We start from the raw sequence: 25,368 nt of genomic DNA on the forward strand, positions 1-25,368 counted from the left end.
CCCCTGACAGGGGCCCTGGCGTACCAGCCACTCGCTGCCGAGTTGCAGGGCAGACCAGCCATCAGCGGCCTGTGGCAGCGCCAGCACATCGGGCAGCAGTTGCAGGCTCTTGAGGCCAGCGGCATCGAGCCAGCCGAGCCACTCGGCCATCTTCTGCCGATCCACCGCCATCAGGTCGACCTGTTGCCCTTCGTGGGCCAGCACCACCAGATGGAGCTCGTCCACGTCGGAGGCGATCTGCTCCTCCAGCAGGTAGGGGAGGGCCGCTGCCGACTGGCGGTTGTAGCGACCCGGCAGGGTGACGCGCCGGAAGATCAGATCGCTGCCCGGCACCAGGGTGACTACGGGGCGGCCACCGGCCCGCTCCTGCAGCTCGCTCAGGGCATCGGCCGAGGGCAGGGTGCCGGAGGCGATGATCTCCTGCTCCTGACTCGACCAGACCAGCCAGGCTACGGGTTGTTGTTTATTGGTCCCCAGTCGGATGACCAGACTTTCGCTCACGCATCTCTCTCCTGCGATACCGGTTTGCAAAGGGCGTTGTGCGCCCTGGCAACCGGTGCGCAGCCCGCAGGCTGCATCCAACATCTCTCGTACCCGCGGGCGATGGCCTGCAGGTGCGCTGTTTATTCGGCGCCGCTACTGAGGCGGCGCAGCATCACCAGTTTATTGTCCTTGCCCCGCTGGAACAGGGTTTCGAGCCAGGCCCGGTTATCGCCGACCTCGGCCACGACTCGGGCTTCGAAGAAGTCGCTCTTGACCACCAGTGCATCTTTCAGTCCTTTCACCGAATCGACCGGAGCGAGCATGTCTGTCATCAGCTTGCTCTCTTTCCACCCCTTCTGTGGCCGCTCGTTCAGCACCCGCTTGGCGTCATCCAGCCCGATAGTACCCAGATAGAGGGCGACCAGCAGCTCGGGGCGCTGGGGGGCAAGGGTATTGATATTGATCTTCAACTTGTCGTTGGGCAGGGTGCAGACATAGGGGGCCAGTTTGGCATAGACCTTGGCCGTCACCCCGCGCACCGCCCGCAGCTCATCCTTGCCCAGCATCCACTGGTTGGCGGTCAGATAGGGTGGCTTGAGCCCCTCGTAATAGGCGTCCTCTGCACCAAGGCTGGAGACCAGCACCGTATCCTTGTCGGTCCAGTCACGGATGGCATCGGTGAGCTGGGCTGCCTCGTAATCATCCATCGCCAGCTGTTTGAGCAGTTCGCGAAACACCTGCACCGGATAGGGTTGCTGCGCCAGCTCCTCGCCGCTCCCCGCCTTGGAGGCCACGCTCAGGCTGTTGAGGTTGAAGCAGGATTGCAGGTCGGTCACCTCGCCCTTGAGCTGGCCATCGTCCACCGGAAACACAGTATTCTTGCGGGCCCAGTTCTGGCTGAGGTTGACCACCTCGGGATTGTCCTTGAAATCCTGCGTCAGCACCTTGCTCACCAGCGCCTCTGCCGAGAGGGCATACCACCATGCCTGTTTGCCTGTGGTGATGTTGGCGGTGCGGCGCAGCTCAAGCTGCAGGCGGCCGCTCATATTGCTGGCGATGATCACCATTACCGAGAGGATCAGCAGCACCACCAGCAGCGCCATGCCGCGCTGGCGACCGGGGGCGGCGAGATTAGCCCGCATTGGCGCCCCCTCCGCTCTGGTTGTCACCATTACCGCTATTGGTATTGCCGTTGCCGCCACTGTTCCCGTTGTTGTTGCTGTTGCTGCCACCCCCTTGGTCGGGGTTGCTGCTCTGGCTGTTCTCTTCGGCGCGCTGGCCTCCGGCACCAATCAGGAACTGACGGCGAATGGTGCCGTAATCTTCCAGATCCAGCTCTACCGCCAGCCCGTGGGGCAGCACGCTGCGCTGGCTCCACTCCTCTTTCCAGTTGCCCTTGTCGAAGAAGTAGAGGCGAAACGCCGTGACTCCCGCTAACACCGGCTGGATGCGTGGCTCGGTACCGATCACCGGATCCGGATAGAGGTAGCTCAGGCGCTCCAGCTTCTGATCCTTGAGACGCCAGCCGACCCGCTGCAGATGGGAGCGGGGCAGCATGCCGTCCGGGTTGAGCCAGCCGCTGCGCATAAAGGCCATGCCCCAGTCATCGCTCTGCTGGCCGAACCGGGAAGCCGCCAGCAGCACCTTGTTGTTCTCCCCCTCGATGCGACCGCTGCGCGGCACCATCTGGGTGATATCTCGCTCCAGCAGGGTGAAGGCGAGCTGCAGTTCGTTGAGGCGGGCCTCCTTGCGCTTGGCTACCTCGTCGCTGGTGAGTACCCCCTGCAGCACCTGATAAGCGCCCATGCTGAGAGTGGCGAAGATGGCGATGGCCACCAGCATCTCCAGCAGGGTAAAACCACGGTGACGGGAAGGGCGGGTGTTGCTCGGGATCATCGGTTGATATAGGTCCGCATCATGGCGACCGGGTTCTCGGCCTTGGCCTCGGTGCGCACTTCCATATCGAGCGCCCGGAAGTTGTTGTCGGCGGTGGCGACGCCGCGATAGCGCCAGTACCAGGTGCTGCCCGCCATCTGCTCATCCCCTTCCACCCAGCTGTCGCCGGGCCACTTGTTCTCGAGCTTCTGCTGCACCAGCTGGTTCTCTACCACCCAGGTGGCGAGTGTCTTCTGCTCCAGATAGTTGAGGGCCGAGAGGTGTTCGCTGGCGGTTTTCATTACCGCGAGACCCGCGATGGCAAAGACGGCCAGTGCGACCATGACTTCGAGTAGTGTCATGCCCCGGGCTTTCATTCGCTCACCTCTTCATCTTCATCGCCGGTGAGCAGGGTGAGGCGGCCGAACTCGTCCCCCTTGACGATGCGGGTGTAGCGGGCATCGTCATCCTGCTGGGTGAAGGTGAGCACGAACGGGCTCAGCTCGCCGCCTGGGAAGATGAGCAACTGCGGCGTGCGCTCCTTCTCGTCGCGCTTCTGTTCGGTTTTCTCGTCGGAGTCCGGCTGCCAGCCAAAGCCTTCCAGCTCCAGCGCCAGCGTCATGTTCTCGGCCAGTTGCACCGGCCCCAGTTGCTTGTCGCCAGTCAGGGCCAGCCACTTGCGATCTTTGGCCTGACGCTGCATAAACTGCCAGCCGTTATCCTCGATGCGAATGCCTACCAGCCGACCATCCATCACCGCATACTCCTGCGCCAGCTGCAGCGTCGCCATCAGGCGACGCGCCTGCTTGTCCAGCTCCCGATCTCCTCTGGCGCCTCCCATGCTGAGAGTGACGGCGGTGGCCACTAGTCCCATCAGCATGGCGACCAGCAACACTTCCAGCAGAGTAAAGCCGGATTGGCGATGAAAGGAGAGAGATCGCTTCATGCAGTCAGCTCACAAGGAGTGCGGTGGCGACATATCACTTATTGGAAATCCTTCAGGTTCCAGTTGCCGATGTCGTCATCGGTACCGGCTTCACCATCCAGACCCATGGAGAAGATGTCGATCTTGCCGAACTGGCCCGGGCTCAGCAGCTGGTACGGGTTGCCCCAGGGATCTTGCGGCAGGCGCTTGATGTAGCCGCCATCGCGGTAGCTGCGCGGCGCCGGATCGATAGAAGGCTTGGTCACCAGCGCGTCCAGACCCTGTTCGGTGGTCGGGTAGCGGTTGTTGTCCAGCTTGTACATGTCGAGGGCATTTTCCAGCGCCACGATATCGGAGACCGCTTTCTGCTGGTCAGCCTTCTCCTTGTTGCCCATCAGGTTGGGCACCACCAGACTGGCCAGAATGCCGAGGATCACGATGACCACCATGACTTCCAGCAGGGTAAAACCGGATTGACGACGTTTGTTCATGAGTTGCTCCGTAACGAATGAGATGGGATGGCCCATCAGAGAGTGATCACTGGGTGGGTTCGAGGGGCCGCCAGCGGCGCCACCGAACACCGGAAACTTACATATTCACCATATTGTTGAGCTCGAGGATCGGCTGCAGGATCGACATCACGATAAACAGCACCACCCCGGCCATGGAGACCACCAGCATGGGTTCGAACACCCCGAGGGCGATGTTGACCTGGGATTCAAACTCCCGATCCTGGTTGTCTGCCGCCCGCTCCAGCATGCTGTCGAGCTCGCCGCTCTGCTCGCCGGAGGCGATCATGTGCAGCATCATGGGCGGGAAAATCTTGGTCTCGGTCAGTGACTTGCGCAGACTGGTCCCCTCGCGCACCCGTTCGGCAGCCTCGAGAATGCGCATTCTGGCAAAGTCGTTGGAGAGCACTTCGCCGGAGATCTTCATCCCCTCCAGCAGCGGTACCGCACTGGCGTTGAGGATGCTTAAAGTGCGAGCAAAGCGGGCGGTGTTGAGACCGCGGCTGACCCGGCCAATCACCGGCAGACCGAGCAGCACCTGATGCCAGCGTCGGCGACGCTTTTCATTGGTGAGCCACCAGCGCCAGACAAAGCTGCCAAGGAAGATCAGCAGCAGGAACCAGAGGCCGTAGGCCTGCATCAGCTCGCTGGTGCCGATGAGAAAGCGGGTGGTGCCCGGCAACTGCTGGCCCATGTGTTCAAACTGGGCCACTACCTTGGGTACCACGGCGGTAAGCAGGATCGAGATAACCCCGATGGCGACGCAGGTGAGCACGATGGGGTAGATCATCGCCTGCAGCAGCTTGGTGCGCATATGCTGGCGCTGCTCGGTGTAGTCGGCGAGGCGGTTGAGCACCTTCTCCAGATGGCCCGACTTTTCACCGGCTGCCACCATGGAGCGAAACAGCTGGTCGAACACGTGGGGGAAGGCCCCCAGCGAGTCGGCCAGCGAATAGCCTTCCACCACTTTGCTGCGCACGGTCGCTACCAGAGAGCGCAAGTGGGCCTTCTCGCACTGCTCGGCCACTGCCTTGAGTGCCTCTTCGATGGTGAGACCGGCCCCAACCAGGGTCGCCAGCTGGCGAGTGATAAGAGCCAGCTCGGCAGTGCTGGCACCGCGCCGAAACAGGGCGAAGCGGGTCGCTTCCCGTTTCGCCTTCTCGGTGGTCTCGTTCACTTCGAGGGGGGTGAGCCCCTGCTCGCGCAGCAGCTGGCGTACCTGACGGGCCGAGTCGCCCTCCATCACGCCGCTCTTGCTGCGGCCCTTGTTGTCGAGGGCCTTGTATTCGAATGCCGCCATCTCAATCTTCCCGGGTCACGCGCAGCACCTCTTCGAGGCTGGTCTGCCCCTTGAGGACCTTGTCGATGCCGTCACGGCGGATGCTGGGGGTGTGGCCGCGGATCAGCCGCTCGATGGCGAGCTCGCCGCTGGCACTGTGAATGGCTTCTCGCACCGCTTCGTCGATCACCACCAGCTCGTGGATGCCGGTCCGGCCACGGTAGCCGGTGTGGTTGCACAGCTCGCAGCCTACCGGACGCCACACCTGCTGATCGGGAGCCAGCTCGATGCCCATGGCGAGGCGCTCCTGCTCGGTGATGGGGCGAGGGGCGCGGCAATCGGGGCAGAGGGTGCGCACCAGCCGCTGGGCCAGCACCGCCAACAGCGACGAGGAGAGCAGGAAGGGCTCGATCCCCATGTCCCGCATCCGGGTGATGGCGCCGATGGCGGTGTTGGTGTGCAGGGTCGACATCACCAGGTGACCGGTCAGCGACGCCTGCACCGCGATCTGGGCGGTTTCGAGGTCACGAATTTCCCCCACCATCACCACATCCGGATCCTGACGCAGGATGGCGCGCAGGCCGCGGGCGAAGGTCATGTCCACCTTGGTGTTGACCTGGGTCTGGCCCACCCCTTCGAGGTCATATTCGATGGGATCTTCGACGGTCAGGATGTTGCGATCCCGCGAGTTGATTTCAGACAGCGCCGCATAGAGGGTGGTGGATTTACCGGAACCGGTCGGGCCGGTGACCAGAATAATGCCGTGGGGCTTGCGAATAAGCTCGCTGATGATGGTGCGGTTGGCCGCGGTCATCCCCAACTGCTTGAGCTCGAGGCGCACGTTGTTCTTGTCCAAGAGACGCAATACCACCCGCTCGCCGTAGCTGGACGGCATGGTGGAGACCCGCACGTCGACGGCGCGACCGCCGATACGCAACGAGATACGGCCATCCTGCGGCACCCGCTTCTCGGCGATATCCATCCGCGACATCACCTTGATCCGCGAGACCAGGAGTGAGGCAAGCTTGCGATGGGGGCGCAGGATCTCCCGCAGCACCCCGTCGATGCGAAAACGAATGACCAGTGCCCGCTCGAAGGTCTCGATATGAATATCGGAGGCCTCCTCCTTGATCGCCTCGCTCAGCATGGCGTTGATGAGGCGAATGATGGGGGCATCGTCGTCGGCATCCAGCAGATCTTCGCTTTGCGGCAGCTCTTCGGCCAGGGCGAAGAAGTCCATCTCGTTGCCAAGATCTTCCATCAGCTGGCGCGCCTCGGAGGAGTCGCGCTGGTAGTGAGCCATCAGCAGCTCTTCGAAGGCCTCGTTGTCGAGCTGCTCCACCGCGAAGCTGCACCCCGCGACCCGCCGCACTTCCAGCAGGGCCTGCGGGGTGACGCCGGGGCGGCACTGCAGCACGGGGGCGCCGTCCCGCTCAATCAGGATCACCCCGAAGTTGCGGGCAAAGACAAAGGGGAGCTCGGGCAGTGGCGCAGGCCCGACGCTTCCATCCAGATGGTAGGCACTCATCAGGGCTTACTCTGCACAAACGGGGTGGTGGTCTCGACAGTGTTCTGCTGTCTGCTCCGCATCTCGTTGATCTGCTTCTGGATCTCTTTTTGCAGCTCGGGCGACACCATCACATCCTGGCCATAGGCAGGCAATACCTGACGGGCGGGGGAGGTGAGATACCCCTCCTGCGAGGCGGCATTGAGCTGCTCGGCGCGGAACAGGCTGTATTTGTTGCTGGAGACACCGGTATAGACGTCCGCATCACGCAAGATGGTCGGCCGGATAAAGACCATCAGGTTGCGCTTGGAGGTGGTGTTGGAGGTAGAGCGGAACAGATAACCCAGCACCGGGATATCGCCCAGCAAGGGCACCTTGGAGACCTGCTCCTTGGTCTGTTCGTCCATCAAACCGCCCAGTACCACAGTTTCGCCGCTTTTGACCAGCACCGCATTCTTGACGGTACGGGTGTCGAAAGTGGGGCCAAGGTTGGCAGTACCGGTCGCCTGGGTCTGGGCGACGCTGGAGACCTCCTGCTCGATATTGAGCAGCACCGAATCCCCTTCGTTGATCTGCGGGGTCACCACCAGCTTGGTGCCCACCGTCTTGCGCTCGATGGTGTTGAACACCTGATCGCTGGTGGTGGAGCTTTGCGAACCGCTCTGGACCGGGACCTCCTGACCGACGTTGAAGGAGGCCTCCTTGTTGTCCATGGTGACGATACTCGGGGTGGAGAGAATATCGTTCTTGGTGTTGGAGGCCAGCGCCGTGGCCAGCATGGCCCAGTCGCCGTGATAGAAACCGGCGGCCATGCCGTTGAACTCTTTCAGCAGACCGGCAGCGGTGTCGGTCTTGCCATTCTGGTAATCCTTGCCCGCCGCAATAGCGCTGCCGAGAGGCAGACCTGAGTTGGTGAACTGGGTGCCACCGCCGTTGGCATTGCCCCACTGGACGCCAAGGCTGAGGCCGTCGCCATCCTGCATCTCAACGATGATCGCCTCCACCAGCACCTGGGCGCGGCGGATATCGAGCTTGGCCACCACCTGCTCCAGTTCGGACATCACGTCCGGCTGGGCGGTGATGACCAGCGCATTGGTGGTCTCGTCGGCTGAGATGGCCAGCTTGCCACCGCCGATGCTGGCGCCACCTGTGGTTGCGCCGCCGCCCTTCTTGTCGGCCTCGATGCTGGAGCTGACCCCCTTGAGCACCTCGACCATGTCTTTGGCCTTGCCATATTTGAGGTAAAAGACCCGGGTGTTGCCCTGGCTTTGCAGGTCGCGGTCGAGCTGGCGCACCATCTGGATGATGCGGGCACGCGCTTTGGGCTCACCACTCACCACCACAGAGTTGGTGCGCTCGTCGGCCACCACCTTGGGGGATAGCAGCAGGGAGGCGGTGCCGCCCTGGGGGTTGCCATCCTTGTTGAGGTTGGTCACCAGCCGCACCATTTCCCCCGCCGAGGCGAACTTGAGCTTGATGATGTCCACATCCTGATCGCCTGCGCGGTCGACCCGGTTCACCACCTCTACCAGACGATTGACCACGGCGGCGCGGCCGGTGATCAGCAGCACATTGGAGGGCTCGTAGTGCACCACGTTGCCACCACCGGCGTTGTCGTTGAGTTGGCGCAGCAGCGGCGCCAGTTCACGGACCGAGACGTTGCGCACCGGCACTACCCGGGTCACCATCTCGTCGCCGGAGCCCGGGTTGCTGCCATCCACCACCGGAATGGCGGAGGTCTTGGCATCCCGCGAGCGCAGCACCTTGAGTACCCCATTGTCCATCGGCACCACGGCAAAGCCGTAGACGTCGAGCACGCTCAGGAAGAACTGGTAGTACTGCTCCTCATTGAGCAGGTCGTAGCTGCGCACGTTGATCTTGCCGCGTACCGAGGGCTCTATGATGATGGTTTTATTGAGGTTCTTGCCCACCGTATTGATGAACTCTTCAATGTCGGCGTTCTTGAAACTGGCAGAGTATTCGGTGGCCCAAGCTGAGCCCGTCATCATCAGTGCCGCTGCGATAGTGGCCAGACGCCAGCTTTTCCCTTTAGTGGTCATTATTGGTACGACTCCAAATCATTATTCTGACAAGCGCACATAGATGTCGAACTGTTCGCCCTGTCGCTCGACGGTCACTGTCATTTCCGTTGCGCCAGCCATCTGCTGCATCGCCTGCATGGCTTGCATGTTGTCCCGTAAATCCAGCCCGTTGATGCTGATGGCCAGGTCATTGGCCTGCAGCCCGCTCTGGTTGAAAAACTCAGGATTGCTGCCCGGATTGAGGCGATAGCCGGTCATGCGGCCATCCACCTGAACCGGTGAAATATTGAGGTAATCGGTGATCTTGCCCGGATCGGCCATCAGCTCGCTGCGCAGGGATCCAAGGGGGGCGGCGTTGGTCTGCGGCAGCGGCTTGCCATACTCCTCGCCATCCAGCATCAGGGTCTCGTCGCGGCCATCTCGCTCGATGATCACCCGATCCGGATAGACCTGCCGGATCCGCGCCTGGGTGCCGTCAATCATGTCACCGACCCCATAGGAGTTCTGGATGCCGGACATGGCGATGATGGCGATGGATTTGGCGGGATCCGAGCTGGCCAGCACCCCGTTGAGCTGGGCATTGAGCTGGGTACGCGGCGCATTGGCGGCCACGGCGGCTTTGGCCTGCGCCTTGGGGATCGCCTTGCCAAACAGCGCCAGTCGGCTCACCTCGCCCAGTTCAAGGCGCGGGTTGTTCTGGCCGTTGACCGCCACGGCGGAGGGTTGCCACGGTTGACTGGTTTGCGGGCTTGCCAGGGTGAGCAGACGCCAGGTGAGGGCGGCGCTCTGCTGGGCCAGCATGATCAACAGCGCCAGAAAGGCCACCTGGGTGACTCTGGTCATGGGAAGCCGCCGGCACTGGGCCAGCAGCATGGTCAAGATGTCATCCCTGAATCGTAGCGTCATATTAATCAACAAATTCCAGGCTCTGGGGCGGCTGCGTATTGTGTACGGCCGGTGGCTATGACACAACGGGTCGGGGCGCGCCAAACCGTAAAAATGGATATTTCATCACACCGTAAACCTTTGAATGCTCACAAAAGTGGCACTCAGGTGAGGTGCATCCGGCTTGCCTGCGAACATCAGGGCTCGGTGCGTACTCATCCTCGCCAATCCTGCAGCGCCTTGAGGGTCACGCTCTGTCCGGCGACCTGCAGCACTATGTATTGCTGGTCGATGGTGGCGAGCACGACCCCCGGGGCGATTTCGCTCCCCTCCCGGTATTCCCGGCCATTGAGCACCACGGCTCGCTTGGCGGGGTTGGAGGAGAACACATGAGAGCCATAGCTCAATTGCGGTACCTGCTGGCGCACCGACTGGGGTGCCGAGCCCAGCGTCATCAACTGGGCCGGTTGCACGTTGTTCTGGCCGGTGGCGTGTGGCGTCTCCTGCAATGGGGTTTCATTGAGGGCTTTCATCAGCTGCTCGGCCAGACTCAGCGCGGGGGTATTTCCCTGACTGGTCCCCTCGTTTTTGGCCACTGCTCTGGGTTGGACCACTGGCTCCGGCAGGGGCGGGGGCAGCGGACGGGTCACCATTGCCTTGGGTTCAACCCGCCCGAAGGGTGGAGTGATCACCTCTTTCACCTCCACCTTCTCCTCGATGGGGCGCAGGTGGATCAGATGCCAGCCATAGTTGGCGCCCGCCCCCAGCAGCAAGGCCAGGGGAGCCAGCAGCCAGCCGATGCGGCGTGGGCTGCGCTCCTCTTCCCGGGGCATGGGCAAGCCCATGGCCGGAATATGGGCGGAGAGTTGCGGTTGCTGCGCACGATGCAGCGCCTTGAGCAGGGTAGACATCAGGAGGCCTCCTCCAGTCTGGGCATGGGTTCACCGGAGAGGGCGTTGAGACGCAGCAGGGTGTTGCTGCCAGCGATGCCATCAGGGGTCAGCCCCTGATCCCGCTGGAACTGCTGCAACTTGTTCTTGAGCTCGCCATCGAAACGGCGCACCTTGCGTTCGGGTTGCTGCAGCGCACGGCTCAGGGCGTTGTCGAGCCACTGGATCTGGGTCTGACCGGCATTGCTGGCGATCAGGCTGACGCCCCCTTTCGGCATGCGCCAGAGCAGGGTGTAGCTGCCGCCCCAGTTGTCGCTGAGCCACTGGCGATCCACCTGCCAGCTCTGGTCGCCGATCATCAGGCTGGCCTTGCCCGGCCCCAGATTGACCAGGGTCGCGTAGTAGAGGCCGCCAGTCTGGTCAGTGAGCGTGATCATGGCGGGATACTGCAGGGCGCGCAGCTCGTCGAGGCTTGCCTCTCCCTCCTGACAGCGCAGACCGGCACGGGGGGCGTTATCGCAGGTTGCTTCGAACGGTTCCGGTTCATAACCCCAGACCCGATAGAGATTCTGCATGGCGCTGTCGGGGTCGATGGCCTGATTGATTGCCTCGGTCAGCTGCTCCTGCTGCTCGGCGGTCTCGTCGATGGTGACCGGCACCTCGACCTTGACTACCGGACGGGTGGGGAACACGCCGAAAAATTGCCAGCCCCACCAGCCTGCTGCCACTAGCAGGGCGCCCGCCAGCGTCACCATCAGACCGGAGGCCCAGCTTCCTTCGTCCCGAACGCCATTGACCTCGAAGGCGGCCTGGCTGATATCGCTGTGGACAATCTTGTAGCTGCCACGGGCGAAAGCGGCGATCAGGGCGCGGTCGCAGATGAGGTTGATGAAACGGGGGATGCCGCCACTCAGGCGATGGAGCGTCTTGATGGCGCGCGGGGTGAAAATGGGCTGCACGCAACCCGCGACCTGCAGCCGGAAGCGGACGTAGGCATCCACATCGCTGTGAGAGAGCGGCAGCAGGTGATAGCGGGCGGTAATGCGCTGGGCCAGCTGGCGCAGCAGGGGTTGGCGCAGCATCTGTTGCAGCTCGGGCTGACCGATCAGCACCACCTGCAGCAGTTTTCGTTCGTCGGTTTCGAGGTTGGTGAGCAGACGCAGCTGCTCCAGTACGCCGGGCAGCAGGTGCTGCGCCTCATCCACCAGCACCACGCTGCGCTTGCCTGCCGCCAGGTTGGCCAGCAGGTGATCGCGAATAAGGTCGAATAGCCGCTTGAGCCCGGCATCTTCGGGATAGGGGAGTTGAAACTCGTCGCAGATGGCGGCCAGCAGATCCCGTTCGGTCAGAGAGGGGTTGAGGATATAGGCGATCTCGGTCTCGGCGGGCAGCTGTTGCAGCAGGCAGCGGGAGACGGTGGTTTTGCCGGTGCCCACTTCGCCGGTCAGCAGCACAAAGCCGCCGCCATCCTGCAATCCATAGTTGAGATGAGCAAGGGCTTCGCCGTGGCGCTCGCTCATATAGAGGTACTTGGGATTGGGCGAGATGGAAAACGGGTGTTCCGAGAGGCCGAAGAACTGTGTGTACATGAGGGTATTCTTTTGTAGCCGGCGACAGATGAAAAATGTCTCCGGATGATAGCAAACCTCGCTTTCATTGGAAGCCATCATTGGCGCCGGAGGGCAAATTGCGGCCTTTTCCTGCCATCTTGTGATCCCGGTTGCGTCATTGGCACGAATCCAGATCACAAAATGACAAAAAATAGCTGTAAATAAAGGGAAATATCAATATGGGCGCGGCGTGGAAAAGGCCGTCAGCATGGCGCTGAGTCGGCGATCGCCAGACCTGTTTGTGTACAATTTATGACACCGGTTGCCCTGTCAGCCATCAGGGCAAGCTGGTCGGCATGTACTTGCTCAGTGGTGATCCTGAAACTGCGCGGCAATCTCCCTGAACTGCGCTTCACAGGCGAGAAACGCCGCGACAATGCCGGGATCAAAATGGCTGCCGCTCCCCTTCACGATGATCTCCTTCGCTTCCTCATGGCTGAAAGCAGGTTTGTAGACCCGCTTCGAGATGAGGGCATCGTAGACATCCGCTACCGCCATCAAACGCCCGGAGAGGGGAATCGCCTCACCCGCCAGCCCTGCCGGATAGCCGCTGCCATCCCACTTCTCGTGGTGGGTGAGGGAGATCTCCCGGGCCAGCCGCAAGAAGGAGTTGGAGCCCAGCTGCGCCTCGGCACTCGCCAGCGCATCGGCGCCGATCTGCGGGTGGCGCTTCATGATGGCGAACTCCTCGTCGGTCAGCTTGCCCGGTTTGAGCAGGATGGCGTCGGGAATGCCCACCTTGCCCACATCGTGCAGGGGAGCCGACTTGAACAGCAGGTCGATGGTGGCGTCATCGAGCGGATAGCGATCCCAATCACTGCGACTGAGGTATTGCGCCAGCGCTTTGACGTAGTGCTGGGTGCGAATGATATGGGCGCCGGTCTCGTTGTCCCGGGTCTCCGCCAGCGAGGCGAGGCCGAGGATAGCCACGTCGCGGGTCAGGTTGAGCTCGTCGCTGCGGGATTTCAGCTCGCCGATCATCTGATTGGTGCTGGCGGCGATAAGGCCAAACTCGTCATCCCGGGTGACCGGCACCCGGGCGTCGAAGTCACCACACTGTACTCTGGCCATTGTGCTGGTCTGCTGGCGCAGGGATAGGCCGAGATTGCGACCATAACCGTGGATGATGAGGGCGAGATAACAGAAGGTCACCGTCATCACGAAGGCGATCTCCCACAGGATGTAGTGCTGGGCATCGACCCTCGGCAGGCTGCGCTCCACCGTCACCAGCCACTCCAGATCCTTGTTGAACAGCAAGAAGAAGACGCCCCCCAGCAGGGTGAGGGTCGCCAGGGTAAAGAGGGTGAACTTGCGTGGCAGCGGCATGGCCAGCGGGTGGCTCAGTGCCAGGCTCTGCTCGGCTTGCCGTGTTCTGGCCCGATTCCAATCCCGCTCCAGGGTCAGATCGGCCGCCACCAGAAAGCCGAGGGTGGTCATCCCCAGCAGCACCTTGAGGTGACTCTCCAGTGGGAAGTCGTGGGCCAGGGCGTTGTAGCCCGACAGCAGCAGTGCTCCCAGCAGGTAGAAACCCACCTCCAGTCCAAACCTGTCCAGCCCGTTGCGCGCCAAGGGCCGCCTTGAAAGCAGCCAATTGCGCACGGCGAACATGATGGCGAACGTCACCAGGGTTGGCCCCAGCAACTGGGGCAGGGTGAGACTCTCGAGAAACGGGCAAACCTGCCAGCCATAGAGACAAAATAGTGACAGGGTTACCCCGTAGTGCAGGGCGCAGCGCCCCGTGATCCTCTGCATATTCCCACCCATGTTGCTGGTTATTGTTATGTCGGCGGGAGGCCCGCCATTACAGGCGCCGCAGCAGCAGGCTACCTATGGAGTAGCCAGCGCCAAAGGAGCACAGTACGCCGCAAGCCCCCGCAGGAAGGTCGCGATTGTACAGATGAAACGCGATGATGGAACCCGCCGAGCTGGTATTACCATAGCTATCAAGAATGACCGGCGCCTCCTGCTGGCTGGCATCGTGACCGAGCAGCTTGCGGCCGATGAACTGGTTCATGGTGAGGTTGGCCTGATGGAGCCAGAGCCGGTTCAGGCTCTCGGCGGGCCAGCCTTGCTCATCGAGCTGGTTGGCTATCTGGTCGCACACCAGCGGCAATACCTCCTTGAACACCTTGCGTCCCTGCTGGCGAAACAGCTTGTCGTCACTGTAGCGGGTACGCGGGCTCAGCCGGTTCAGAAAGCCGAAGTTGTTGCGGATGTTGTTGGAGTATTGGGTCACCAGCTTGCTGGCTACCAGCTGCCACGGATTGGCCACCTTGCAATCGGCCTCCCGTTCCAGCAGCACCGCGGTGCAGGCATCGCCGAAGATAAAGTGGCTATCACGATCGCGAAAATTGAGGTGCCCCGAGCAGATCTCCGGATTGACCACCATCGCCACGTTGGCGGTGCCAGCCGCCAGCATGTCGGCGGCTGTCTTGATGCCGAAGGTGGCAGACGAGCAGGCCACGTTCATGTCAAAGGCCATGCCGCTCGCCCCCAGATAGTGTTGCAGCTCGATGGCCAGCGCCGGGTAGGGACGCGGCATGTTGGAAGCGGCCACGATCACCAGGTCGATCTCACCCGGCTCGCGGCCGGCGGCGATCAGCGCCTGCTCGGCGGCAGCCACCGCCATCTCCACCATGATGGAGGGCATCTCGTCGGGCCGCTCCGCCAGTAGCGGCTGCATGATGTCGGGGTTGAGTACCCCTTCGCGGCTCACCAGATAACGGCTCTTGATGCCGGAGGCCTTCTCGATGAACTCGCAACTGGAGTGCTGCTTGGCGGGGAGCTGGCCGGCGTCGATGGCGGAGGCGTTCTCCTCGTTGTAGAGATCCACATACTGGTTGAAGGCGGCCACCAGCTCTTCATTGCTGACGGCAAAGGGTGGGGTATAGAGGCCTGAGCCACTGATCACGATAGAGGTCATCTTTGCTCCTCGCCGGGTGCGTTCCCGGCTTGTCGGTTTATAGGGTAGAGAGGGTTACAGCTGGTCGATCGCTGCAGCGAGACCCGCCAAGGTCAGCGGATGCATCCGTCCGCCAACCACGTCATTCATCAGTTTGATGGAGGGATGCCAGAGCCACTCCCGCCGCGGGGTGGGATTGATCCACACCAGTTTGGGAAAGTGCTGCTGCAATCGGGTGAGCCACACCTGACCCGAATCCTCGTTCCACTGCTCGACGCTGCCGCCGGGCCAGGTGATCTCGTAGGGGCCCATGGTGGCATCCCCCACCAGGATCACCCGGTAGTCGCTGCCATAGGTGCGCAGCAGGCGCAGGGTATCGAACCGCTCCTCAAAGCGGCGCTCGTTATCCTTCCAGACGAAGTCGTAGAGGCAGTTGTGAAAATAGAAGTACTCCAGATGCTTGAACTCGTGGCGCAACGCGGAGAAGAGGCGCTGCACCTCGGCAACGTGGGCATCCATGGAGCCTCCCACATCGAAGAAAACCAACAGCTTGACCCCGTTGTGGCGCTCGGGCCGCAGCTTCACATCGAGCCAGCCCTGGCGGGCAGAACTTTTTATGGTGTCGTCGAGATCCAGCTCGTCGGGATTGCCTTTGCGCACCCAGCGTCTGAGTTTGCGCAGTGCCAGCTGGATGGCGCGCTGGCCGAGCGGTGAGTCGTCGCTGAAGTTGCGATAGTGACGGGCCTCCCACACCTTGGCCGCCTTGCCATGCTGGCCCTCTCCTCCCATGCGGATCCCTTCCGGGTGAAAACCGCCGTGGCCAAACGGGCTGCTGCCACCGGTTCCTACCCACTTGTTGCCGCCGGCGTGGCGCTCTTTCTGCTCGTTCAGCCGCTGATTAAGGGTTTCCAGCAGCTTGTCGAGTCCGCCGAGGGATTTGAGCAGCGCCTTCTCCTCTGGGCTCAACAGTCGCTCGAACTCCTTGCGCAGCCACTCCTCGGGCAGGCTTTCCGGCAGCAGGGGGATGGCTTCCAGCCCCTCGTAGTATTCGGCGAAGGCGCGATCGAAGCGATCATAGTGAGCCTCGTCTTTTACCAGCAGGCAGCGGGAGAGTTGGTAGAACTCGTCCATATCGATGGTGACCAGCCGGGCCGCCAGCGCGGCGTGCAAGTCCAGCAGTTCGCGCAGGCTGCAGGGGAGCTTGTGGCGGCGCAGGTGGGTAAAAAAGTCGATCAGCATGGGTCAGCTGCCGCGCCGGGCCAGAAAGGCGAGCTTCTCGAACAGATGCAAATCCTGTTCGGTCTTGAGCAGGGCGCCATATAGCGCGGGCACCAGCTTGCCTGGCTCGCGGGCGCGCATCGCCTCGGGGGCGATATCGTCGGCCAAGAGCAGGCGGATCCAGTCCAGCAGCTCCGAGGTGGAGGGTTTCTTGCGCAGCCCCTCTACCTCGCGCAGCTCGAAGAAGAGGTCCATCGCCTCGCCAAGCAGGCTCTCCTTTAGGTCGGGGTAGTGGAGTTTGACGATGGCCTGCATCTCGGCCTTGTCGGGGAAGCGGATATAGTGAAAGAAACAGCGGCGCAGGAAGGCATCCGGCAGCTCTTTTTCGTTGTTGGAGGTGATGATGACCACCGGCCGCTGGCGCGCCTTGACTCGCTCGCCGGTCTCGTAGACGTCGAACTCCATCCGGTCCAGCTCCAGCAGCAGATCGTTGGGGAATTCGATGTCGGCCTTGTCGATCTCGTCGATCAGCAGCACAGGTCGCTGCTCGGCGCTAAAAGCCTGCCACAACTTGCCTTTACGAATGTAGTGACTGATATCGGCCACTCTGGGGTCGCCGAGCTGGGAGTCCCGCAGCCGGGCCACCGCATCATATTCGTAGAGTCCCTGCTGGGCCTTGGTGGTGGACTTGATATGCCAAGCAATGAGGTCGGTGCCGAGATGGTCGGCGACCGCTTCCGCCAGCACCGTCTTGCCGGTGCCCGGCTCCCCCTTGATCAGCAGCGGTTTCTCGAGGGTGATGGCGGCATTGACCGCCATCTTCAATGCATCGGAGGCGAGATACTGGCTGCTTCCTGAAAATCCCATAACGTCGGTTCCTTTGACGATTGGCTCCCGGAGTCAGGGGCCAGAGAGAATAAGCTCTATATGTTGTAATACCATATGGTTATAACGAATAGTCACTTCTCATTCAGAAACCACAGGGTAATCTTGTTTCATCGTCGTAACAAACACAGGGATAGCGCCATGAGCAAAATTTTTGAGGACAACAGCCAGACTATCGGTCATACCCCGCTGGTTCGTCTCAACCGTGTTACCAAAGGCCGCGTGCTGGCCAAGATCGAGAGCCGCAACCCCAGCTTCAGCGTCAAGTGCCGGATCGGTGCCAACCTGATCTGGGATGCCGAGAAGCGCGGCATCCTGACCAAGGGTAAGGAGATCATCGAGCCCACCAGCGGCAACACGGGTATTGCTCTGGCCTTTGTCGCGGCAGCTCGCGGCTATCCCATCACCCTGACCATGCCGGCCACCATGAGCCTGGAGCGCCGCAAGCTGCTCAAGGCGCTCGGTGCCAATCTGGTGCTGACCGAAGGGCCGCTCGGCATGAAGGGTGCCATTGCCAAGGCCAACGAGATCCTCGAATCCGAGCCGGGCAAGTATGTGTTGTTGCAACAGTTTGAAAACCCGGCCAACCCAGAGATCCACGAAAAGACCACCGGCCCCGAGATTTGGGATGCCACTGACGGCGAAGTGGATGTGTTCGTAGCCGGGGTCGGTACCGGCGGCACCATTACCGGTGTCTCCCGCTATCTGAAGCAGACCCAGGGCAAGGCGGTGGTCTCTGTTGCGGTCGAACCGGCCGAGTCGCCGGTCATCAGCCAGAAGTTGGCCGGTGAAGAGATCAAACCGGGCCCCCACAAGATCCAGGGGATCGGCGCCGGCTTTATCCCAGGCAACCTGGACCTCTCCCTCATCGATCGGGTGGAGAAGGTGACTAGCGATGAAGCCATCGAGATGGCCCGCCGTCTGATGGAGGAGGAGGGGATCCTGGCCGGTATCAGCTCCGGTGCTGCGGTGGTGGCTGCCAGCCGTCTTGCCGAGCTGCCGGAATTTGCAGGCAAAACCATAGTGGTCATCCTGCCGAGTGCGGCGGAGCGTTACCTCTCCAGCGCCCTGTTTGCCGGGGTGTTCGGCGAGCAGGAACTGCAGCAGTAACTGATCGGAATCTTTCAAAACAGCGGCGCTCCCAGGAGCGCCGCTTCTTTAATGGGCTAGACTCAACCCCTGTTAGTGTCACTTGATCCTTATTTTTTGGGGTAAAATAACAAGTTCCGGAGTGAGAAAAAAAGCAGACATTCCGCTCTAAATCTCATATCCTGTGCGGCGTCACGCGGTGTTTGCTGGCTCGGTATCACAAAGTAACAAAGTGTTATTTTTCGTTATAAAATAATTTCAGGCCAGTCCTGATGCGGCTTGTAGCCCAATAACTGAAAATTGCCAACCAGCGCGCCGATTACTGCACAGAAACTTGACCTGGATTAAACCATTGCGGGTCTGCTTTCGTTACTTTACAACATATCCATACTGACACGGTGGGTCAGGTTGCTTCAAAAACGACCAATCCACCAAAAAATATCAATAATATGGGGTGAAACCATGTACGAGAAGTCTGTTGTTATTACTGCTGAAAACGGCCTGCACACCCGTCCGGCAGCTCAGTTCGTGAAAGAAGCCAAAGAATTCCAAAGCGAGATCACTGTGGTCTCCGGTGGCAAGTCCGCCAGCGCCAAGAGCCTGTTCAAGCTGCAGACCCTGGGCCTGACCAAGGGTACCAACGTAACTATCCAGGCTGACGGCCCGGATGCTCAGCAAGCTGTTGAGAAGCTGGTTGCCCTGATGGACGAGCTGGAGTAATCCAGCTTTAGATTCCTCCCCCACAGTCGTTTTAATAGGAAGGATTATGATATCTGGCATTCTTGCGTCCCCCGGTATCGCATTCGGTAAGGCGCTTCTTCTTAAAGAAGATGAAATCGTTATCAATCAGGGCAAAATCTCTGCTGACCAGATTGATGCCGAGATCAACCGTTTCCTCGAAGCTCGTACCAAATCAGCTGCCCAGCTGGAAGCCATCAAAGAGATGGCCGGTCGCACCTTCGGTGAGGAAAAAGAGGCCATCTTCGAAGGCCACATCATGCTGCTCGAAGATGAGGAGCTGGAAGGGGATATCAAATCCTTCATCAAAGACAACAAGGCTTCCGCTGACAAAGCCATCTATGAGGTGATCGAACAGTACGCCAAGATGATGGCCGAGCTGGATGACCCTTATCTGCGCGAACGCGCTACCGACTTCCGTGACATCGGTACCCGTCTGGTCAAGAACGTACTGGGCATCGCCGTTGTCAACCTGAGCACCATCGACGAAGAGGTGATCCTGGTCGCCAAAGACCTGACCCCGTCTGAAACCGCTCAGATCAACCTGAAATATGTGCTGGGTTTCGTTACCGACATCGGTGGCCGTACCTCTCACACCTCTATCATGGCCCGCTCCCTGGAGCTGCCGGCCGTGGTAGGCACCAACGACATCACCGAGCGAGTCAAGAACGGTGACATGCTGGTGCTGGATGCGATCAACAACCAGATCATCATCAATCCGACCGCTGAACAGCTGACCGAAGCCAAGAAGTTCCAGGCTCAGTTCCAGGCCGAGAAAGATGAGCTGGCCAAGCTGAAAGATCTGCCTGCCATCACGCTGGATGGTCACCAGGTCGAAGTGTGCGCCAACATCGGTACCGTCAAGGATACCGAAGGTGCCATCCGCAATGGCGCCGAAGGCGTGGGTCTGTACCGTACCGAGTTCCTGTTCATGGACCGTGACGCGCTGCCGACCGAAGAAGAGCAGTTCAAAGCCTACAAAGAAGTGGCCGAAGCGATGCCGGATCAGCCGATCATCGTGCGTACCATGGACATTGGCGGCGACAAAGAGCTGCCGTACATGAATTTCCCGAAAGAGATGAACCCCTTCCTGGGCTGGCGTGCCGTGCGTATTTTCTTCGACCGCGAAGACATCATGCATGCTCAGCTGCGGGCCATTCTGCGCGCCTCTGCCTTCGGCAAACTGCGCATCATGTTCCCGATGATCATCTCTGTCGAAGAGTTCCGTAGCCTGAAAGCCACCGTAGAGACGCTGAAAGCCGAACTGCGTGCCGAAGGCAAAGCCTTTGATGAATCCATCGAAGTGGGTATCATGATCGAGACCCCGGCCGCTGCCGTGATGGCTCATCATCTGGCCAAGGAAGTGGATTTCTTCAGTATCGGTACCAACGACCTGACCCAGTACACCCTGGCTGTCGATCGTGGTAACGAGATGATCTCCGCCATGTACAACCCGCTGTCACCCTCCGTCCTGACCCTGATCAAGATGGTTATCGATGCGTCCCACGCCGAAGGCAAGTGGACCGGTATGTGTGGTGAACTGGCTGGTGACGAGCGCGCTACCCTGCTGCTGCTGGGTATGGGTCTGGATGAGTTCTCCATGAGCGCCATCTCTGTACCGCGTATCAAGAAGCTTATCCGCAATACCAACTTCGAAGATGTGAAGGCAATGGCTGATCAAGCACTGAGCTTTGCCACCGCCGCTGAAATCGAAGCATGCGTAGATAACTTTATTAAGCAGAAAGCAGTCTGCTAAGATCGGCTGCAAACAGCGACAAATCATCTCTAGGAGCTTTATATGGGTCTGTTTGATAAACTGAAGAAACTGGTTTCCGACGATAGCTCTGACACCGGCGGCATCGAAATCTTTGCTCCGCTGTCTGGCGAAATCGTGCCGATCGAAGATGTGCCTGACGTTGTCTTCGCCGAGAAGATCGTTGGTGACGGTATCGCCATCAAGCCGGCTGGCAACAAGATGGTTGCTCCGTGCGATGGTACCATCGGCAAGATTTTCGAGACCAACCACGCGTTCTCTCTGGAATCCGACTCCGGTATCGAGCTGTTCGTTCACTTCGGTATCGACACCGTTGAACTGAAAGGCGAAGGCTTCAAGCGTATCGCTCAGGAAGGTCAGCAGGTCAAACGCGGCGACACCATCATCGAGTTCGATCTGGCTGTTCTGGAAGCGAAAGCCAAGTCTACCCTGACTCCGGTTGTCATCTCCAACATGGACGAGATCAAAGAGCTGATCAAAATGACTGGTGCCGTGACTGTGGGCGAGACCCCGGTTATCCGTATCAAGAAGTAATGCCCGGCTGGCTCACGCCAGTTGCGCAGTAAAAAACCGAAGCCTTGTGCTTCGGTTTTTTTATGGCCGCGAGTCGGCTTTTCTTTCTGGTTATTACTCTATTCCGTCGAGATGACAACCCGGTTACGGCCCTGATCCTTGGCCTGATAAAGGGCCCGGTCGGCCATCATCAGCAGATAGTCGATGCTCTCCTGCCCCTTCATGCTGGCACACCCCAGACTGATGGTGAGGGATAGCTGCTTCCCCTGCCATGGCAAGCGGGTGGTACTGACATGCTGACGCAGCTGTTCGGCGCGCCGTGTCTCCTGTTCAATATCGCAACCAGGCAGGATCAGCAGGAACTCCTCTCCGCCCCAACGGGCCAGACTCTCCCCCGGCAACAGCTGGCTCGCCATGGCGTGGGCGACGGCGCAGAGCGCGGCATCACCCGCAGGGTGACCGTAGCGGTCATTGACCTGCTTGAAATGGTCGATATCTCCCAGTACCACCGAGAGGGGCTCACCCTGCAACCAAAGGGCCTGCAACTGTTGCTGGGCGCCACGCCGGTTGGTCAGTTCGGTGAGCGGATCGGTGCAGGAGAGGCGGCTCACCTCTTCCACCATGCACTGCAGGTCGTGGATATCGCGAAAGGTAATGATATGGCCATCCGGGATTGCATCGGCTCCCAGCTGGGCAGTGACGATAAACCAGCGCGACTGACCGCTCTTGCAGCGGATCAGCGCAGGCATTTCGGCGACCTCCAGCCCTTGCGACAAGCTCTGTTCCACCTGGGAGTGCCAGGAGTCGATGATGGTGCGGCGATACCCTTCATCCGGGTAGGCGACCTGAAACCAGGAGGCCATGTCCGGCAGATCGTCAAGGTTGTAGCCCAGTTGCTCAATAAAGGCTTTATTCAGAAAGCGGTGGCGCCGCTGCGGGATCATGTCGGGTGAGCAGCCATCGTGACGGGCAATGGATTCTGACACCAGAATAGGCAGCGGGATCACATCGAAGGAGCGAAACAGGATCTGTTGCAGTTCTCGGTCATTCATAGGAAAAGCGGCTCCACGATGCATCTTTTACATGCTTTACCATAGGTCAGACCTGTTTGGTGGTAAACCGATTTATAGCGGTTACGCCGCCGGTTGTTCAGCCAAAGGCAAAGGCGAGAAAACGGCGGAGTTGTGTGCCGTGGCCGTATCCGGTGAAAGCTGGGCAGGCTGAGGAGAAGGGGTAGAGCAAAAGGGTCAAAAAAACCCACATGGTCAGGCACATGTGGGTCGGGAAAAACCAGGCAGGGTAAAACAGACACTCCCTGTGTCGGTCATCTTCAGCTCAGGTGGAGGTGGTCCATCTGCTGGAGCTTTTCGGGCCAGGGCCCCTGCTGGTGGTCACCAAATCTTCACACGCTCGGAAGGTGGCAGATAGAGCTTGTCTCCCGGCTTGATGGCAAAGGCGCGATAGAAGGCCGGCATATTCGCGACGACGCCGTTGACCCGGTACTCCAGCGGCGAGTGGGGATCTGTCTTGAGCAGAACGGCAGCGAGCTCGGGCCGGTACTTTCCTTTCCACACCTGCGCCCAGCCGATAAAGAATCGCTGCTCGGCGGTGAAGCCATCGAGCACAGCTGACTTGCGGTTGCCTAGGGCGAGCTGGTACGCCTTGTGGGCGATGGTCAGGCCGCCGAGATCGCCGATGTTCTCGCCAAGGGTCAGCTGGCCGTTGACATGCTCCCCCTTGATGGGCTCGAAACGGTCGTACTGTTTTGCCAGTTTTTGCGCTCTGGCGGTGAACTCCTTGAGATCGGCCGGAGCCCACCAGTTGTGCAAGGCACCGTTGCCATCGAATTTGGCCCCCTGATCATCGAAACCATGGCTCAGCTCGTGACCGATGACCGCGCCGATGGCGCCATAGTTGACCGCATCATCCGCCTTCAGATCGAAGTAGGGCGGTTGCAGTATGGCGGCCGGGAAGACGATCTCGTTGTTGTTCGGGTTGTAGTAGGCGTTCACCGTCTGCGGATTGTCGAACCACTCCTCCCGATCCACCGGTTGATGGAGGCGGGCAAGGTGCTCGTTGTAACGCACCGTGGCCGCGCGCTGGGCATTGCCGACCAGATCATCGGGACGGATCTCGATTGCGCTGTAATCCTGCCACTGGTCGGGATAGCCGATCTTGACCCGTACCTTCTCCAGTTTCGCCAGCGCTTGCTGTTTGGTCGGAGCAGACATCCAGTCGAGCCCACCGATCTCCTGGCGATAGGCGGCGATCAGATTGCGCACCATGGCCGCCATCTGTGCCTTGGCTTCGGCCGGGAAGTAGCGCTCCACGTAGAGTTTGCCCACCGCCTGACCCAGATAGTCGTCCAGCACCTCCATGGCCTGCTTCCAGGGCTCCCGCTGCCGGGGGATGCCGCTCAGGGTCGTACCGTAGAAAGCGAAGTGCAGGGCATTGCTCTTGCTGTCGAGATAGGGCGCATAAGTGCGTAGCAGATGGAACAGGCAGTAGGATTGCCACTGCGCGATGCTGGTCTCCTGCATCACGGCGGTCAGCTTCTCCAGATAGTCCGGTTCACTGACGATGATCTCCCTTTCCCCGGCGATACCGGCCTCTGTCAGGTAGCGTTGCCAATCCAGCGTAGGCAACAACTGACTGAGGCGGGCGAGGGGGAGTTTGTTGTAGGTGAGGTTGTCATCCCGCAGCTTGACTCTGTCCCACTGCAGGCTGGCGAGGCGGGTCTCCAGCGTCAGAATGCGATGAGCCTGTTCGCTCGCCCCCTCGACGCCGGCATGGTTGAGCAGGGCGGTAATGAACTGCTCGTAGCTGGCCCGCAGTGCCTTGCTGGCGGCATCTGCTTTCAGGTAGTCGTCCCGATCCGGCAGACCGAGGCCGGATTGCTGCAGGTAGATCCCGTAGCTGTCAGGCTGCTTCTTGTCGGCCATGATCCCGATACCAAAGGGAGCACCGCCGCCCAGCTTGTTAACACGGGCAAGGTAGATGGCCAGCGAGGCGCCATCATGGATGGCCATGATCTCGTCGCGCAGTGGTTGAATGGGGGTCAGCCCTTTGGCATCCCGTCCGGCCTGATCCAGATAGCTGGCGTAGAGATCGGCGATCTGCTGGCGAGGGGTTCCGGCCTGTTGCGGGCGCTTGAGCAGCTCCTCCAGCAACACCTTGCGATCCTCCAGCGACTTGTCCGCCAACAGATTGCCGATGGTCTGCCCCGGCATGTCATCCGGTATTTGGGTCTGGGCCAGCCAGTTGCCGTTGACGTGGCGAAACAGATCGTTCACCGCGCGCACGCTGTTATCCATACTGGCCAGATCCACCCCGGAGTGGCTGCCAGTGGCACCGGCGCATGGGACGAGGCCAAGCAGGGCCAGCGCAATGAGGCTGGCGATCATGCTGCGTTGCTGTTTCATCGTGAGAGTCCTGTATGGGGAGCCAGTAGTGAATTGGCTGTAACCGCTGGCCAATCAGCTGCGAACGACCGAGAGGAAGCGACCGTCGTGATTGAAGGTGCAGGTAAAGTCGACCGCATCATCGTCGGTCTCGTACTGGCCATAGACCTTGTATCTGTGACCGCTCTCTTCTGCCGACTCGGTGGTGATATCGCGCGGGGAGACATGGAATTTGCTGGCCGCTTCCCCCGAGCAGTAACGGGGCATCTTGCTGGTGGCCATATGCTGGTCATCGCGATCGTCATGCTGGCCATCATGCTCGTGTTTGTTATCGCTGTGCTTTTTCCCGGCGTAATAGCCAGCGGCGCCGATGGCCCCCAGCGCAGCTGCACCTATCAGGACTTTCTTGGTGTCCATATTCTGGCAGCCGCTTAATGCCACACAGGCGGCCAACCCAATTACCATCAAGGAGTGTTTCATCTCTCGGATCCTTTCAATTATCAAATGAGCAAGTCGGTGTCAGCCGGGCGGTGGTCACAGTGCCCGGCGCTGGAATGGCGCCACTTTGCAATGGACAGGATGAAGAGGACACTCAAATAAAATTAAAAAAAGTTATAAAAATCCGGGAGCCGGAGCGAGCGCGGTATGGGGGGCGCGGTGAGGGGAGAAGGGCGCAGGTTTCATCCATGCGGTAAGTAGTGGTGTAGGGCAAGTGTTTGTTTTTAGACTTTTATTTCTCTTTATATTTTATCAAGGATGATGGCTGTCTGTTATGCGGCGGCCAGCCATGCTGGCGGTGGATAGCCGTCTCTATCTTCATAAACTGTGTCTAGTCCTGAAATA

Annotated in this window: 21 protein-coding genes and 2 pseudogenes; 4 read left to right on the top strand and 19 right to left on the bottom strand. The window is 60.3% G+C overall.

What is annotated here, in order from left to right:
• From exeL to BN1139_RS09045, 16 genes and pseudogenes are all read right to left on the bottom strand, one after another.
• Positions 1-501, bottom strand: a pseudogene (exeL, locus tag BN1139_RS21770) (GspL family type II secretion system protein ExeL); the annotation flags it as partial.
• A gap of 122 nt (positions 502-623) precedes the next feature.
• Positions 624-1,625 (bottom strand): GspK family T2SS minor pseudopilin variant ExeK, encoded by a 1,002-nt coding sequence (gene exeK / locus BN1139_RS08975; protein ID WP_005350041.1) that lies wholly within the window; start codon positions 1,623-1,625, stop codon positions 624-626.
• 115 nt (positions 1,626-1,740) lie between these two features.
• A pseudogene (gene gspJ / locus BN1139_RS08980) lies at positions 1,741-2,379 on the bottom strand (type II secretion system minor pseudopilin GspJ); the annotation flags it as partial.
• The gene (gene exeI / locus BN1139_RS08985; protein WP_005350043.1) at positions 2,376-2,735 is read right to left on the bottom strand and encodes a GspI family T2SS minor pseudopilin variant ExeI; all 360 of its coding nucleotides are present in this window, start codon (positions 2,733-2,735) and stop codon (positions 2,376-2,378) included. The pseudogene gspJ and the gene exeI, both read right to left, overlap by 4 nt.
• On the bottom strand, positions 2,732-3,304 hold the full coding sequence (exeH, locus tag BN1139_RS08990) for a GspH family T2SS minor pseudopilin variant ExeH (protein WP_005350046.1): 573 nt from the start codon (positions 3,302-3,304) through the stop codon (positions 2,732-2,734). Before exeH ends, exeI begins: the two co-directional genes overlap by 4 nt.
• 38 nt (positions 3,305-3,342) lie before the next feature.
• Entirely contained in the window at positions 3,343-3,774 is a 432-nt protein-coding gene (exeG, locus tag BN1139_RS08995; RefSeq protein WP_005338297.1) for a GspG family T2SS major pseudopilin variant ExeG, read from the bottom strand.
• Between the two features lie 97 nt (positions 3,775-3,871).
• Positions 3,872-5,092, bottom strand: a complete 1,221-nt coding sequence (gene exeF, locus BN1139_RS09000) for a GspF family T2SS innner membrane protein variant ExeF (protein WP_005350050.1) — start codon at positions 5,090-5,092, stop codon at positions 3,872-3,874.
• 1 nt (position 5,093) lies between these two features.
• A complete protein-coding gene (exeE, locus tag BN1139_RS09005; protein WP_005338295.1) occupies positions 5,094-6,599 on the bottom strand; it encodes a GspE family T2SS ATPase variant ExeE in 1,506 nt (501 codons plus the stop codon).
• A complete protein-coding gene (gene exeD / locus BN1139_RS09010) occupies positions 6,599-8,638 on the bottom strand; it encodes a GspD family T2SS secretin variant ExeD (protein ID WP_005350051.1) in 2,040 nt (679 codons plus the stop codon). Before exeD ends, exeE begins: the two co-directional genes overlap by 1 nt.
• A gap of 21 nt (positions 8,639-8,659) precedes the next feature.
• Complete coding sequence (gene exeC, locus BN1139_RS09015) at positions 8,660-9,493, bottom strand: GspC family type II secretion system variant ExeC (protein ID WP_085942171.1); 834 nt, start codon at positions 9,491-9,493, stop codon at positions 8,660-8,662.
• Positions 9,494-9,720: 227 nt separating this feature from the next.
• Positions 9,721-10,416, bottom strand: coding sequence for a type II secretion system assembly factor GspB (gene gspB, locus BN1139_RS09020; RefSeq protein ID WP_005350053.1), 696 nt, complete (start codon positions 10,414-10,416; stop codon positions 9,721-9,723).
• Complete coding sequence (locus BN1139_RS09025) at positions 10,416-11,984, bottom strand: ExeA family protein (protein ID WP_013723989.1); 1,569 nt, start codon at positions 11,982-11,984, stop codon at positions 10,416-10,418. Before BN1139_RS09025 ends, gspB begins: the two co-directional genes overlap by 1 nt.
• 327 nt (positions 11,985-12,311) lie before the next feature.
• Complete coding sequence (locus BN1139_RS09030) at positions 12,312-13,757, bottom strand: HD domain-containing phosphohydrolase (RefSeq protein WP_005350055.1); 1,446 nt, start codon at positions 13,755-13,757, stop codon at positions 12,312-12,314.
• A gap of 49 nt (positions 13,758-13,806) precedes the next feature.
• The gene (locus tag BN1139_RS09035) at positions 13,807-14,928 is read right to left on the bottom strand and encodes a beta-ketoacyl-ACP synthase III (protein WP_005350056.1); all 1,122 of its coding nucleotides are present in this window, start codon (positions 14,926-14,928) and stop codon (positions 13,807-13,809) included.
• Between the two features lie 54 nt (positions 14,929-14,982).
• Positions 14,983-16,146 (bottom strand): vWA domain-containing protein, encoded by a 1,164-nt coding sequence (locus BN1139_RS09040; protein ID WP_013723988.1) that lies wholly within the window; start codon positions 16,144-16,146, stop codon positions 14,983-14,985.
• A gap of 3 nt (positions 16,147-16,149) precedes the next feature.
• On the bottom strand, positions 16,150-16,992 hold the full coding sequence (locus tag BN1139_RS09045; RefSeq protein ID WP_013723987.1) for an AAA family ATPase: 843 nt from the start codon (positions 16,990-16,992) through the stop codon (positions 16,150-16,152).
• A 159-nt stretch (positions 16,993-17,151) separates the two neighbouring features.
• Here BN1139_RS09045 and cysK point away from each other — a divergent pair, with 159 nt between their 5' ends.
• The 4 genes from cysK to crr all read left to right on the top strand — a co-directional run bounded on the left by cysK (position 17,152) and on the right by crr (position 21,145).
• Positions 17,152-18,120, top strand: a complete 969-nt coding sequence (cysK, locus tag BN1139_RS09050) for a cysteine synthase A (RefSeq protein WP_005350059.1) — start codon at positions 17,152-17,154, stop codon at positions 18,118-18,120.
• A 441-nt stretch (positions 18,121-18,561) separates the two neighbouring features.
• The gene (locus BN1139_RS09055; protein ID WP_005338266.1) at positions 18,562-18,819 is read left to right on the top strand and encodes an HPr family phosphocarrier protein; all 258 of its coding nucleotides are present in this window, start codon (positions 18,562-18,564) and stop codon (positions 18,817-18,819) included.
• A gap of 46 nt (positions 18,820-18,865) precedes the next feature.
• Positions 18,866-20,593: a phosphoenolpyruvate-protein phosphotransferase PtsI gene (gene ptsI, locus BN1139_RS09060; protein ID WP_005350061.1), complete on the top strand. Its 1,728-nt coding sequence runs from the start codon at positions 18,866-18,868 to the stop codon at positions 20,591-20,593.
• Between the two features lie 42 nt (positions 20,594-20,635).
• Entirely contained in the window at positions 20,636-21,145 is a 510-nt protein-coding gene (gene crr / locus BN1139_RS09065; protein WP_005338264.1) for a PTS glucose transporter subunit IIA, read from the top strand.
• A 98-nt stretch (positions 21,146-21,243) separates the two neighbouring features.
• Here crr and BN1139_RS09070 read toward each other — a convergent pair whose 3' ends face one another.
• The 3 genes from BN1139_RS09070 to BN1139_RS09080 all read right to left on the bottom strand — a co-directional run bounded on the left by BN1139_RS09070 (position 21,244) and on the right by BN1139_RS09080 (position 25,005).
• Entirely contained in the window at positions 21,244-22,176 is a 933-nt protein-coding gene (locus BN1139_RS09070) for a GGDEF domain-containing protein (RefSeq protein ID WP_005350062.1), read from the bottom strand.
• Positions 22,177-22,515: 339 nt separating this feature from the next.
• A complete protein-coding gene (locus BN1139_RS09075; RefSeq protein ID WP_005350063.1) occupies positions 22,516-24,546 on the bottom strand; it encodes a M13 family metallopeptidase in 2,031 nt (676 codons plus the stop codon).
• A gap of 54 nt (positions 24,547-24,600) precedes the next feature.
• Entirely contained in the window at positions 24,601-25,005 is a 405-nt protein-coding gene (locus tag BN1139_RS09080; protein ID WP_005350066.1) for a hypothetical protein, read from the bottom strand.
• Between the last annotated feature and the right edge of the window lie 363 nt (positions 25,006-25,368).

The organism is Aeromonas veronii bv. veronii (assembly GCF_000820225.1).
In the GTDB taxonomy this organism is placed as follows: domain Bacteria; phylum Pseudomonadota; class Gammaproteobacteria; order Enterobacterales; family Aeromonadaceae; genus Aeromonas; species Aeromonas veronii.

What these genes read in the sequence shown, in the direction of transcription:
- exeK (WP_005350041.1), bottom strand. Translation starts at nt 1,625, where the DNA reads ATGCGGGCTAATCTCGCCGCCCCCGGTCGCCAGCGCGGCATGGCGCTG.
- exeI (WP_005350043.1), bottom strand. Translation starts at nt 2,735, where the DNA reads ATGAAAGCCCGGGGCATGACACTACTCGAAGTCATGGTCGCACTGGCC.
- exeH (WP_005350046.1), bottom strand. Translation starts at nt 3,304, where the DNA reads ATGAAGCGATCTCTCTCCTTTCATCGCCAATCCGGCTTTACTCTGCTG.
- exeG (WP_005338297.1), bottom strand. Translation starts at nt 3,774, where the DNA reads ATGAACAAACGTCGTCAATCCGGTTTTACCCTGCTGGAAGTCATGGTG.
- exeF (WP_005350050.1), bottom strand. Translation starts at nt 5,092, where the DNA reads ATGGCGGCATTCGAATACAAGGCCCTCGACAACAAGGGCCGCAGCAAG.
- exeE (WP_005338295.1), bottom strand. Translation starts at nt 6,599, where the DNA reads ATGAGTGCCTACCATCTGGATGGAAGCGTCGGGCCTGCGCCACTGCCC.
- exeD (WP_005350051.1), bottom strand. Translation starts at nt 8,638, where the DNA reads ATGACCACTAAAGGGAAAAGCTGGCGTCTGGCCACTATCGCAGCGGCA.
- exeC (WP_085942171.1), bottom strand. Translation starts at nt 9,493, where the DNA reads ATGCTGCTGGCCCAGTGCCGGCGGCTTCCCATGACCAGAGTCACCCAG.
- gspB (WP_005350053.1), bottom strand. Translation starts at nt 10,416, where the DNA reads ATGTCTACCCTGCTCAAGGCGCTGCATCGTGCGCAGCAACCGCAACTC.
- BN1139_RS09025 (WP_013723989.1), bottom strand. Translation starts at nt 11,984, where the DNA reads ATGTACACACAGTTCTTCGGCCTCTCGGAACACCCGTTTTCCATCTCG.
- BN1139_RS09030 (WP_005350055.1), bottom strand. Translation starts at nt 13,757, where the DNA reads ATGCAGAGGATCACGGGGCGCTGCGCCCTGCACTACGGGGTAACCCTG.
- BN1139_RS09035 (WP_005350056.1), bottom strand. Translation starts at nt 14,928, where the DNA reads ATGACCTCTATCGTGATCAGTGGCTCAGGCCTCTATACCCCACCCTTT.
- BN1139_RS09040 (WP_013723988.1), bottom strand. Translation starts at nt 16,146, where the DNA reads ATGCTGATCGACTTTTTTACCCACCTGCGCCGCCACAAGCTCCCCTGC.
- BN1139_RS09045 (WP_013723987.1), bottom strand. Translation starts at nt 16,992, where the DNA reads ATGGGATTTTCAGGAAGCAGCCAGTATCTCGCCTCCGATGCATTGAAG.
- cysK (WP_005350059.1), top strand. Translation starts at nt 17,152, where the DNA reads ATGAGCAAAATTTTTGAGGACAACAGCCAGACTATCGGTCATACCCCG.
- BN1139_RS09055 (WP_005338266.1), top strand. Translation starts at nt 18,562, where the DNA reads ATGTACGAGAAGTCTGTTGTTATTACTGCTGAAAACGGCCTGCACACC.
- ptsI (WP_005350061.1), top strand. Translation starts at nt 18,866, where the DNA reads ATGATATCTGGCATTCTTGCGTCCCCCGGTATCGCATTCGGTAAGGCG.
- crr (WP_005338264.1), top strand. Translation starts at nt 20,636, where the DNA reads ATGGGTCTGTTTGATAAACTGAAGAAACTGGTTTCCGACGATAGCTCT.
- BN1139_RS09070 (WP_005350062.1), bottom strand. Translation starts at nt 22,176, where the DNA reads ATGAATGACCGAGAACTGCAACAGATCCTGTTTCGCTCCTTCGATGTG.
- BN1139_RS09075 (WP_005350063.1), bottom strand. Translation starts at nt 24,546, where the DNA reads ATGAAACAGCAACGCAGCATGATCGCCAGCCTCATTGCGCTGGCCCTG.
- BN1139_RS09080 (WP_005350066.1), bottom strand. Translation starts at nt 25,005, where the DNA reads ATGAAACACTCCTTGATGGTAATTGGGTTGGCCGCCTGTGTGGCATTA.